Origin of the sequence: Actinoallomurus sp. NPDC050550 (assembly GCF_040655075.1) — a bacterium.
Classification (GTDB): domain Bacteria; phylum Actinomycetota; class Actinomycetes; order Streptosporangiales; family Streptosporangiaceae; genus Actinoallomurus.
Window position 1 is genome coordinate 1 of the sequence record NZ_JBFAJC010000062.1, and the last position, 10,416, is coordinate 10,416.

The 10,416-nt window shown below is 69.9% G+C and carries 11 protein-coding genes; 6 read left to right on the plus strand and 5 right to left on the minus strand.

The features are described from left to right. Positions 1-266: helix-turn-helix transcriptional regulator (locus tag AB0I04_RS46325; protein WP_360900115.1), on the minus strand; the 266-nt coding region annotated here is incomplete at its 3' end. Between the two features lie 417 nt (positions 267-683). Between AB0I04_RS46325 and AB0I04_RS46330 the strand changes: the two genes are divergently transcribed. After that, positions 684-1,289: a hypothetical protein gene (locus AB0I04_RS46330; protein ID WP_360900118.1), complete on the plus strand. Its 606-nt coding sequence runs from the start codon at positions 684-686 to the stop codon at positions 1,287-1,289. Between the two features lie 53 nt (positions 1,290-1,342). Here AB0I04_RS46330 and AB0I04_RS46335 read toward each other — a convergent pair whose 3' ends face one another. Then, positions 1,343-2,131, minus strand: a complete 789-nt coding sequence (locus tag AB0I04_RS46335; RefSeq protein WP_360900121.1) for an SAM-dependent methyltransferase — start codon at positions 2,129-2,131, stop codon at positions 1,343-1,345. A 178-nt stretch (positions 2,132-2,309) separates the two neighbouring features. On the opposite strand from AB0I04_RS46335, the gene AB0I04_RS46340 reads away from it, so the two are divergent. Together AB0I04_RS46340 and AB0I04_RS46345 are read left to right on the plus strand one after the other, a co-directional pair. After that, positions 2,310-3,467, plus strand: a complete 1,158-nt coding sequence (locus AB0I04_RS46340) for a class I SAM-dependent methyltransferase (protein ID WP_360900124.1) — start codon at positions 2,310-2,312, stop codon at positions 3,465-3,467. Positions 3,468-3,837: 370 nt separating this feature from the next. After that, a complete protein-coding gene (locus tag AB0I04_RS46345) occupies positions 3,838-5,481 on the plus strand; it encodes an APC family permease (protein ID WP_360900127.1) in 1,644 nt (547 codons plus the stop codon). Between the two features lie 107 nt (positions 5,482-5,588). Here AB0I04_RS46345 and serA read toward each other — a convergent pair whose 3' ends face one another. After that, on the minus strand, positions 5,589-6,806 hold the full coding sequence (serA, locus tag AB0I04_RS46350; protein ID WP_360900130.1) for a phosphoglycerate dehydrogenase: 1,218 nt from the start codon (positions 6,804-6,806) through the stop codon (positions 5,589-5,591). A 98-nt stretch (positions 6,807-6,904) separates the two neighbouring features. After that, entirely contained in the window at positions 6,905-7,720 is an 816-nt protein-coding gene (locus tag AB0I04_RS46355; RefSeq protein WP_360900133.1) for a helix-turn-helix domain-containing protein, read from the minus strand. 87 nt (positions 7,721-7,807) lie between these two features. On the opposite strand from AB0I04_RS46355, the gene AB0I04_RS46360 reads away from it, so the two are divergent. Continuing rightward, positions 7,808-8,389: a TIGR03086 family metal-binding protein gene (locus AB0I04_RS46360; protein WP_360900135.1), complete on the plus strand. Its 582-nt coding sequence runs from the start codon at positions 7,808-7,810 to the stop codon at positions 8,387-8,389. 66 nt (positions 8,390-8,455) lie between these two features. Here AB0I04_RS46360 and AB0I04_RS46365 read toward each other — a convergent pair whose 3' ends face one another. Further along, positions 8,456-8,614, minus strand: coding sequence for a hypothetical protein (locus tag AB0I04_RS46365; protein WP_360900138.1), 159 nt, complete (start codon positions 8,612-8,614; stop codon positions 8,456-8,458). 149 nt (positions 8,615-8,763) lie between these two features. Here AB0I04_RS46365 and AB0I04_RS46370 point away from each other — a divergent pair, with 149 nt between their 5' ends. Together AB0I04_RS46370 and AB0I04_RS46375 are read left to right on the plus strand one after the other, a co-directional pair. After that, positions 8,764-8,898 carry a hypothetical protein gene (locus tag AB0I04_RS46370; RefSeq protein WP_360900141.1) on the plus strand — a complete coding sequence of 45 codons (135 nt, stop codon included), beginning with the start codon at positions 8,764-8,766 and terminating at the stop codon, positions 8,896-8,898. A 234-nt stretch (positions 8,899-9,132) separates the two neighbouring features. Then, positions 9,133-10,305, plus strand: a complete 1,173-nt coding sequence (locus AB0I04_RS46375) for a cytochrome P450 (RefSeq protein ID WP_360900144.1) — start codon at positions 9,133-9,135, stop codon at positions 10,303-10,305. Positions 10,306-10,416 lie beyond the last annotated feature (111 nt).

Consider the following 10,416-nt stretch of genomic DNA (forward strand, 5'->3'; position numbering starts at 1 on the left):
GGCTCCGGGACGGAAGGGATTCGCCGGTCGTCGTCCGCGCGGTACCACAGGGCCCGGAGGCGCTGCTTGTCACCGCCGCACAGCTCGGCCATGGTCTCGACGGCCGCACAGGGGATCCACGTCTCTCCGCTGAGCCAGCGCCCCCAGGACGAGCGGCTCGCGTAGGTCTTCCCCTCCAGCGCACGGAGGTCGTACCCGGAACGGTCCTTCAGCGCCCGGAGCTCTTCCAGCAGATCTCGGGTGGTTTGGGGGAGATTCGTAGGCAATGGGCGCTGTTGCCGGGTCCGGCTTATGGGTGTATGCGTCATCTGTCGGCGGTCCAATGCTCCCCCTCGACTTGGCCGAAAGCCGATTGTGCCTAGGACGCGGGACGGTACTGTTCGGTTCACAAATTCGGAGCATCCGGACGCAGATCGTAGTCGCCGAGATCGACAAAGCGCGGCTGCGAAGGGAATCCGGATCCGTCGGGATCGGGCAATCCGTTGTCTCATTGTCTCGGGCCTGTCCCGAAACGCGGGCATCTTTGCTGCTCAGAGCTTCGGAGACGCGAGCTCTGTCCCTAGATGGCCGATTCCCATGGTGGAACGGCGGCTTTCTCCCTAACGTGGCCGCTGGCCGAACGCCGAGTCTCCAACAACACTCGCGGAACGGCCGAAGCCCCATCACCATGACGAAGGAGTTCCATGACCGTGTCTCGTAGGCTCCGCATCGGGATCGGCGCCGCCGCGCTGGGTGCCGCCGGCGCGCTGGGCGTCGCCGCGTTCGGCCTGCCCTCCGGTGCCACCACGGCTCACGCCGCCCCGGCGGCCCTCCACGCCGCCGCCCAGCCGGCCGCACAGGACGTTTCGGCCACCGCCGCCGCCCCCATCAGCCGACGCAACGTGATCCTGCGGGCCGAAACCTGGCACCCGCACTCGAAGAACCGGATCCCGTACAGCCAGAAGAGGACGCACGGCGGCTACCGCACGGACTGCTCCGGGTACGTGTCGATGGCGCTCAAGCTGTCCAAGCCGGGGCCCAACACCGTCGCGCTGGCGACGAGGACCTACTCGACGCCCATCAGGATGTCCGCGCTGCTGAGGGGCGACCTGGTCATCGACGCGACGGGCACCAACAAGACCCGCCACGTCGTGATCTTCTACAAGTGGGTCCGGAACTCGAAGGGGAAGATCGTCGGCTACATGGCCTTCGATCAGCACGGCGGGTACGGCACCGACTACCACAAGGTCACGTACGGCCTGAGCAAGGGCAGCCAGTACCACGCGTACCGTCCGAAGAACATCCGCTGACGGTGCGGTGAGGGCAGGGCGGGGGCGCGCGGCGCCCCCGCCCTTTTCCGATGTCAGCGCTTGCGGCCGACGCCGGCGAGCAGCCAGCCCGACGGCGTGCGGTACGGGCGGTCGGGTCGCCAGTCGGGGGCCAGGACCAGGCCGGGCTGGAGGAGCTCGAACCCGTCGAAGAACCCCGTGATCGCCTCTCGTCCGCGCAGCGTGAGCGACTCGCGCAGTTCCATGAAGATGTCCTCCACCGCCTCGACGGCCTCGGGCGTCTTCCCCTCGAACGTGGCGTGCGAGATCACGAGATGGCTGCCCGGCGCGACCGCGTCGCGGAACCGCCGTACGATCCGGGCGGGATGCTCCGCGTCGTCGATGACGTGGAGCAGGAAGGTGAACAGCAGCGCGACCGGCCGGTCGAAGTCGATCACGTCGCTGACGACCGGGTCGGCGAGGATCCGCTCCGGGTGCCGGGCGTCCGCGTGGACGACGGCGGCGGACGACCCGCCGGACAGCGTCGCCTCGTAATGCGTCACGGCGACGGGGTCGTAGTCGACGTAGACGACCCGGGCCTCGGGGCCCGCCAGGTCGTGGACGTTGACCCGTTTGGGCAGGCCGCAGCCGATGTCGAGGAACTGGCGTACGCCCGCGGCCCGGAGGTGGCGCACGGCGCGTCGCGCGAAGCGGTTGTTCTCCGCCGCCAGGTGGCGGGCCTCCGGGGCCACGGACAGGATCCGATGGGCCAGGACGCGGTCCGCGGCGTAGTTGTCCTTGCCGCCGAGCGCGTAGTCGTACACGCGTGCGTCGGTCGGCGTGTGGGCGTCGACACCCCACGGCAGCCGTGCCTGCTCGGCCAAAGGCACCTCCAAGCCCCCGCCAGGTGCGACTCAATCTAACCCGCACCACGGCCGCCGGTCTTCGCCTTCGACCGGAAAAGAATCGGATTGTTACCGGTAAACCGCGGCCGGACGCCCACGCGTAATTCGATTGAGGGAAGACCGGTCTCCTCATAGCCTCCTGCCAATGGAGCCGAGCGTGGAAGGACGTCAGATCGTCCGCTGGACCGAGGCGGGGACGTCGTTCTCGGCCCGCTGGCGCTCCGAGAACGGGTCGCCGCCGCCCCGGCGCGTGACGGTCGCGGTCGACGGGATGACCGCGGACGACGCCTACCACCTGGCGTGCGAGGGCACGGCCATCCTCTGGCGCGGTGACTTCGTGGGCGCCCGCGACCTGCTCGCCGCGATGGGACGCCGCGCGGACCGCCGCCCGCGCAGGGCCGTACGGAGGCGGCGTCATCAGCCGGCGCCGTCGCCCGCCGAGGCGTTCCATCTCCACCGTCAGGCGCAGTCGCAGCGGGCCCGCGTGCTCGGCATGCTGCTCGTGCCGCTCGAACCCGACCACACGATCCCGCTACGGCGGGCGCCCGATGTACGGCGGGCCTGTGAGGAGACGTACGGCCCTGGTGACGGGCCGTCGGTGACCTCGCTCCGGGAGATCCTGGGGCTGATCGGCGCGCACGAGTGGCGCCGGAACGGCGTGCGGATCCCGGCTCTGGGGGGCCGGATCCATCCGCACTACGGGGTGTTCTCGCCGGTGCGTGGCGAGTACGTCGACCTGGTGGCGCAGGCGCCGCTGCCCGCTGACGCGCTGGCGTTCGACATCGGCACGGGCACCGGGGTGCTGGCCGCCGTGTTGGCGCGGCGGGGGATCGAGCGGGTCGTGGCGACCGACCAGGATCCGCGGGCGCTCGCGTGCGCCCGCGAGAACCTCACGCGGCTCGGCCTGGCGGACCGGGTCACGGTCGTGGAGGCCGACCTGTTCCCGCCGGGACGCGCGTCGCTGGTGGTGTGCAATCCGCCGTGGGTGCCGGCGCGGCCGAGCTCGCCGATCGAGCGCGCGATCTACGATCCCGGCGGCCGGATGCTCCTCGGCTTCCTGAACCGCCTGGCCGGGCATCTCGAGCCGGACGGCGAAGGCTGGCTGGTGCTCTCGGACCTGGCCGAACATCTGGGGCTGCGCTCCCGTGCCGAACTGCTCGGCGCGTTCGAGGGCGCGGGGCTGGAGGTCGTCGGCCGGTCGGACGTACGGCCGCGCCACCCTCGTGTCGCCGACGAGGACGATCCGCTGCACGCCGCCCGCGCCGCCGAGGTGACCTCCCTCTGGCGGCTGCGCGTCCGTCGGCCCTGCCGATAAGGCTTCGCCCCCTTTCCGAGGATGGCGAACTCGCCGATTGTGTCGATAGTAAAAATCGGATAGATCGCCTTTTGCTCTAATAAAAGCAGGCGATGGTCGGTGGATGGGCAACCGTAGGTCCAAGTGGCGTTCCCATTGCGCCTGCCACATTGGTCGCAGTGATCCGCGTGTGTCCCGCTGATCTGCTGGTTCATCTTTTGCATTCTCGGCTGGATCGATTTAGTCTGCCTCCGACGTTGACGCGCAATACGGCTTGTCCCTAACGTCAATTAACACGCTTTTAGTTGGTTGGCCCGACGTGGGGTGGGACGTGGCATGCGTCCGTATCGGGCCCACCATGCACCGGTTTTACGTTGCGAAAGGGGGCTCTATGGCGCCCACGACCACCGGATCCGTCGATTCGGGACGACATCTACGGCGGGACGTCGGTTTCTGGGGACTGATGTTCGTATCGCTCGGATCGATCATCGGTTCCGGCTGGTTGCTGGGGGCGCTCACGGCGGCGACGATCGCCGGACCGGCCTCGCTCCTGGCCTGGATCCTCGCCGCCGTCATGCTGGCCCTCCTCGCCCTGGTGCACGCCGAACTCGGCGCGACCTACCCCATCGCCGGCGGCACCGCCCGGTTCCCGAGTTTCGCGTTCGGTCCGCTGGCCGGCTTCACGGCCGGTTGGATGGCCTGGGTGCAGGCGGTGGCGATCGCCCCGATCGAGGTCGAGGCGACGCTGTCCTACTGCGATCACATCGACTGGGTGAGGAACAACTTCACCCTGTTGCACGCCGACGGGACGCTGACCGGCGTCGGCCTCGCGATCGCGACCGTCTTCATGCTCCTCTTCACGATCATCAACATCGTCGGCGTCAAGTTCCTCGCCGAGTCCAACTCGATCACCGTGATCTGGAAGACGGCCATCCCGCTCATCACCGTGGTGGTCCTCCTCCTGCTGACCTTCCACGCGTCCAACTTCACGGCGGGCGGCGGGTTCATGCCCTTCGGCGTGCACGGCATCTTCGCCGCGCTACCGGCCGGCGTCGTCTTCGCCCTCCAGGGCTTCGAACAGGCGATCCAGATGGCCGGCGAGGCGAGAAAGCCCCAGCAGGACGTCTCGCGAGCGGTCATCACGGCCACCGCGATCGGCACCATCGTCTACATCCTGCTGGAGATCGCCTTCATCGGTGCCCTCAACCCCGCCAACCTCGCGCACGGCTGGGCGAATCCCGTAGGCAAGGGCGACTTCGGCCCCTACGCCACCCTCGCGATCGGGGCCGGCGCCACGTGGCTCGCGGTCCTGCTCTACGCGGACGCGGTGATCTCCCCGGCCGGTACGGGCCTGGTGTACACCGCCACATCGTCCCGGCTGTCGTACGCGCTGGGCCGGGAGAAGTCGGTGCCGAGCCCGGTGGCCAAGGTGAGCAGGACGGGCGTGCCGATCCTCTCGATCCTCATCGCCTTCGTCGTCGGTGAGATCGCGTTCCTGCCGTTCCCGAGCTGGAAGTCCCTGGTCGGTCTCGTCACGTCCGCCACCGCGATCATGTACGCGTTCGGGCCGATCGCCCTACACGCCCTGCGACGCCGCGACCCGGAACGCGCGCGCCCGTACCGCCTTCCGGCGTACCGGATCCTCGCGCCGGTCGCCTTCATCGCGGCCAACCTGATCATCTACTGGTCGAGCTACCAGGCGGAGTGGAAGCTCGGCCTTGCCATGGTGCTCGGCCTGGCGATCTTCGCAGTGACCCGGGCGACGAGACCCGCGGCCGAGCGTGCGCCCCTCAACTGGGCGGCGTCCATGTGGGTCTGGCCCTGGTTCGGCGGCATGATCGTCATCGGGTTCCTGGGCCGCTACGGCGGCAGCAAGATCCTCCCCGAGTGGGTGGACATCCTCACCGTCGCGGCGTTCTCCCTGGCCGTCTACTTCTTCGCCGTGCGGATCGCCGTGTCCGGCGAGGAGGTCAACGCCGCCGTCGCGGTGGAGGAGGCGGAGATCGCGGCCGAGCCCGAGCTCAACATCGCCTGACACCCGCGCCGCCCGTACGGCGGCCGGGCTCGAACTCAAGATGGCCTGACGCGGCGCGCCGCCCGTACGCTCGTCGGTTCGGTGAGCGTACGGGCGGCGCGTCCGGGTCAGGAGAGCAGGCGCAGCCGGACCGTCGTCGGCAGCCCGCGCAGCTGCTCGATCACGTCGGGCGTGTAGCGGGTGCCGATGTCGGTGATGACGTAGCCGATCTCCCCGCGGGTGCCCAGCAGCTGGCCCTCGATGTTCACGTCGTGGTCGGCGAGGATGCCGTTGATCGTGGCCAGCACGCCCGGGGTGTTGCGGTGCAGGTGCGTCAGGCGGTGCCCCTCCGCCGGCGCGGGCAGCGACACGGTCGGCAGGTTGACGCTCAGCGCGGTGTTGCCCGTCGCCACGAAGTCCTGCAGCTTGCCCGCGACGAACTGCCCGATGTCCTGCTGGGCCTCCTCCGTCGAACCACCGATGTGCGGCGTGATGATGACGTTGGGCAGCCCGCGCAGCTCCGAGACGAACTCGTCACCGCGGCCCTTCGGCTCGCTCGGGAACACGTCGATGGCCGTGCCGGCCAGGTGCCCGGACTCGATGTGCTGCCGCAGCGCCCCGTGGTCGACGACGAACCCGCGCGAGAGGTTCAGGAACAGGCTGCCGGGCCGCATCCGCGCGAACTCCGCCTCACCGAACAGGCCGCTGTTACCGGGCCGGCCGTCGACGTGCAGGGTGACGACGTCGGCGACCGCGAGGAGCTCATCCATGGTGGCGCAGCGGCGCGCGTTGCCCAGCGCGAGCTTGTCGGCCGTGTCGTAGAAGAACACGCTCATGCCCAGGCTCTCGGCGAGCACCGACAGCTGGCTGCCGATGTTGCCGTAGCCGATGATGCCGAGCCGCCGGCCCCGGACCTCGTGGGCGCCCTCCGCGGACTTGTCCCAGACCCCGGCGTGCATCAGGGAGTTCTTGTCGAGGAGCCGGCGGGTCAGCGCGATGATCTCGGCCACCACGAGCTCGACCACGCTGCGGGTGTTGGAGAACGGCGCGTTGAACACCGCGACGCCGCGCTGCGAGGCGGCGGACAGGTCGATCTGGTTGGTTCCGATGCAGAACGCCCCGATCGCGAGCAGCTCCGGAGCCGCGGCGAGCACGGCGTCGGTGATCGTCGTCTTCGACCGGATGCCGAGCAGGTGCACACCGGCGACACGGGCGGTGAGCTCGTTCTCGTCGAGGGCGCGATCCACCGTCTCGACGGCGTAGCCGCTCTTCTCGAGAGAGGCGACCGCGTCGGAGTGAATGCTTTCCAACAGTAGCGCGCGCAGGGGTTCAGTAGCGGTGCTCACCTTGGGAACAGTCCTTCTGAAGGCGTCGTCGTCCCTCAAATGCTACGTGAGGCGGTCACGGCCCCGTCGCGGCGGCCGGAGCGCACCGGCGGCGTCGATCACTGTCGATCCACGCACGCCCGCGCGTACCGGGTGGGCGACATCCCGATCGTGGCGGAGAAGTCCCGGGTGAAGTGGGCCTGATCGGCATATCCCAGCTCGGCGGCCAGGGCCGCCCAGTCGACGTCCGTTCCGGACGCCGCCCGGTCCGCCGCGTCCTGCATGCGGCACCGGCGGATCACCCATTTGGGGCCGACACCGACGTAGTCGGCGAACAGCCGCTGCAGACGCCGCGTCCCCATCCCGGCCGCGGCGGCCACCCGGTCCACCCGGGTCAGCGCCGGATCGGCGGCGATCCGGTCCACGACGCCGCCGACCTCGAGTACGACGGGGTCGGGGCGCGGCGCGCGGGAACGGAGGAGATCCTCCGCCAGGGCGACCGCGTCGCCGGGATCCGGCGCGGCGATGATCGCGTCGGCGGCGGCCCGCGCCGCAGGACCGAAGACGTCCTCCACGGGAATCCGCCGGTCGGTGATCGTGGACACCGGGGCGCCGAGGAAGGGCCGGAAGCCACCGGGCCGGAAGCGTACGCCGACGACCCGGCCCCGGCCCTCGATCGTCTCGGTGAACACGCCGCGCACCACGCCCACCACCCGGGCCTGCCCGTCACTGAGGAACGTCATGTGCACCGACGGATGGGTGAGGACCTGCTGCCGGTGGGATCCGCCCTCCCCCAGGTTCCAGTGCAGGATCCAGTGGTAGTCCGCGATCCACGCGAGATCCTCCGCAGGTGCCCGGTGGGAGACCTGGAAGCGCTCCAACGCCGCCCCGCGGTGAAGGATGGCGCGAAGGGCCTGCGGCGCTGCATCGGCCATGTGGTCAAGTGTCGCATTTGTTCAAGACGGCCGGCCGCGACCGTCCTACCGTGTCAGCCTGCCACCAGACGAGTCACGGAGACGACGATGGAACTTCGCCCGCTGATGACGCGCGCCGCGGAGGCGCCGATCACGGTGGTCCAGGGGATCGGGCCCGACCAGCTCGCCCTGCCGACCCCGTGCACGGAGTACGACGTCCGCGCGCTGCTGAACCATCTCATCCACTGGACGGGAGCCCGCTCCGAGGGCGCGGCCCGTAAGACGCCGCCGACCGAGCCCCCGGCCGAGGGCCACGACTTCACGGCCGAGCCGGACTGGGCCGAGCGGTACGCCGCCGGGGTGCGCGCGGCCGCGGCAGCCTGGTCCGAGCCCGCCGCCTGGGAGGGCGACACGGGGATCGCCAAGGCGGCGGCGATGCCCGCCCGGTTCGTCGGCGGCATGATGTTCGCGGAGGTCCTGCTGCACGCCTGGGACCTGGCCGCGGCGACGGGCCAGAAGTTCTCGATCGACGACGAACTGGCGCAGGCGCTGTTCGATCAGGCCGCCGCGATGGCCGAGACGGCCCGGCAGTACGGCGCGATCGGTCCGGAGGTGGCGGTGCCGGAGACCGCCCCGCCGCTCGACCGGGCGCTCGGCCTCGCCGGCCGCGACCCCGCCTGGACCCCCTGACCCGCGATCGGGGCCCCGGCGCGGTCGCGTACGGCGCCGGGGCCCGTCAGTGGCTGCTGAAATCGGTCAGTAGCCGTAGCGGTTCTTGAGGTGACGCCACCAGTCGCGGAACATCCACTTGTCGAAGTCGGTGATCTGGGTCGCCGTCCCCGCCTTCATGAGGAAGCAGCACTGGCCGGTCGGTGTCCAGTCGTAGAAGTCGTCCAGCCCGAACGTATGGCCCATCTCGTGCAGCAGGATGTGGATGTTGTCGGTGTTCAGGTTGCTCGTGTAGTACTCGCTGCCGATCCGCTGGCCCCAGTCGCCGCCCGCTCCGCCGTTGAAGCCGGACGTCAGCCAGAGCGACAGGTCGTAGTGCCGTGCGGTCCGGGTAGGTGCTCTCGACGTGGGACCAGACCTCGTTCAGCGGCGTCACGAGGTTGCTCGGCGGGTTCCAGGCGTCGGCGGCGGCCGTCGCCCACGACGGCGCGGCATTCGCCGACGCCACTCCGGCACCGGCCACGCCATAACAGAAGCCGAGTACGGCGACCGCCGTCAAAGCGACGGCTTGGCGCAGCCACGCCGCACGGATCGGAGTTCGGAGTTTCATGAAAACGGCCTTTCCCGAGGTCGGGCGTTCGACGATAGGCGGCCTGATCGCCGACCGATAGCCGCCTTTCACGCTTTTCACGCATTGACACAAGGCATTACGGGTGCGACGGTGGAAATTAACTGTGATTCCTGGGGGAAAGGGACGTCGCCCCATGGCTGAGCTTCCGCGACTGCCGTTCGAACGCTCCAACGTGCTGGAGATGGCCTCCACGTACGGCGCGCTGCGCGCCGAGGCGCCGATCACGAGGGTCCGCACCCGGACCGGCGACGAGGCGTGGCTCGTGACCGGGTACGAACAGGTGCGGGCGATCTTCGCCGACGAGCGCTTCGGCCGTTCCCACCCCGACCCCGACAACGCCCCCCGGGTGTCGAACTCCGCCCTCACCGGCGGCCCCAACGGTGACTACGCCACCGAGAAGGACGTGCACGACCGGATGCGGCGACTGCTCGCGCCGGCGTTCTCCGCCCGCCGGATGCGGGCACTGTCCGGGCACGTCCAGGAGTTGCTCGACGGCCTGCTCGACCGGATGCAGGAGCAGGGCCCACCGGCCGACCTGCACGCGTCGCTGTCGGTGCCGCTGCCGATCCAGGTCATCTGCGAGCTGCTCGGCGTCCCGCTCGCCGACCGCGACCACTTCCGCGCGATCGCCGAGGAGATGACGGACCTCACCGATCCGGACCGGTCCGCCGCCGCCCGTACGGCCATGGAGGAGTACTCGCACGGCATCGTCAAGACCAAACGGGACCATTCGGGCGAGGACGTCTACTCCGACCTGGCAACGGCCGACCTGCCCGACGACGAGATCGCGACCATCGCCGGCGGCCTGTTGTTCGCCGGGCATGAGACGACCGTCACCCGCATCGACGCCGGCGTCGTGCTGCTGCTGCACAACCCCGAACAGCTGGACGCACTCAAACGCGACCCGGCGCTGGCGCCCGCCGCCGTCGAGGAGATCATGCGTCTGGGCGCGCCGAACGACCACGGCCTCGGCCGGTACGCCCGCGAGGACGTCGAGATCGACGGCACGCGGATCAGGGCCGGAGAGCTCTGCGTGCTCGTGACCTCGGCCGCCAACCGCGACGAGAGCGTCTTCGTCGAACCCGAGCGGTTCGACATCGGCCGCGAGATGCAGCCGCACCTCGGCTTCGGCTACGCCATCCGCTACTGCCTGGGCGCGAACCTGGCCCGGGTCGAGCTACGGGCCGTCTTCAGCACCCTGTTCCAGCAGTTCCCTGACCTGCGCCTGACCGTGCCGCTCGAGGAGCTTCCCCAGCGCCACGACCGCCTGACCGGCGGTTTCTCCATGCTGCCCGTGACCTGGTGACCCGTCACCACCTGACCGGCGGGTTCCGCGCGCTTCCCATGACCTGGGAACCCCGTTGCCGCCTGACCGGCGGGTTCCGCGCGCTTCCCATGACCTGGGAACCCCGTTGCC

Bases quoted from the DNA above. Each gene is read 5' to 3' on its own strand.
- AB0I04_RS46355 (WP_360900133.1), bottom strand. From the start codon at position 7,720: ATGGCCGATGCAGCGCCGCAGGCCCTTCGCGCCATCCTTCACCGCGGG.
- AB0I04_RS46375 (WP_360900144.1), top strand. From the start codon at position 9,133: ATGGCTGAGCTTCCGCGACTGCCGTTCGAACGCTCCAACGTGCTGGAG.
- AB0I04_RS46365 (WP_360900138.1), bottom strand. From the start codon at position 8,614: ATGGGCCATACGTTCGGGCTGGACGACTTCTACGACTGGACACCGACC.
- AB0I04_RS46330 (WP_360900118.1), top strand. From the start codon at position 684: ATGACCGTGTCTCGTAGGCTCCGCATCGGGATCGGCGCCGCCGCGCTG.
- AB0I04_RS46345 (WP_360900127.1), top strand. From the start codon at position 3,838: ATGGCGCCCACGACCACCGGATCCGTCGATTCGGGACGACATCTACGG.
- AB0I04_RS46360 (WP_360900135.1), top strand. From the start codon at position 7,808: ATGGAACTTCGCCCGCTGATGACGCGCGCCGCGGAGGCGCCGATCACG.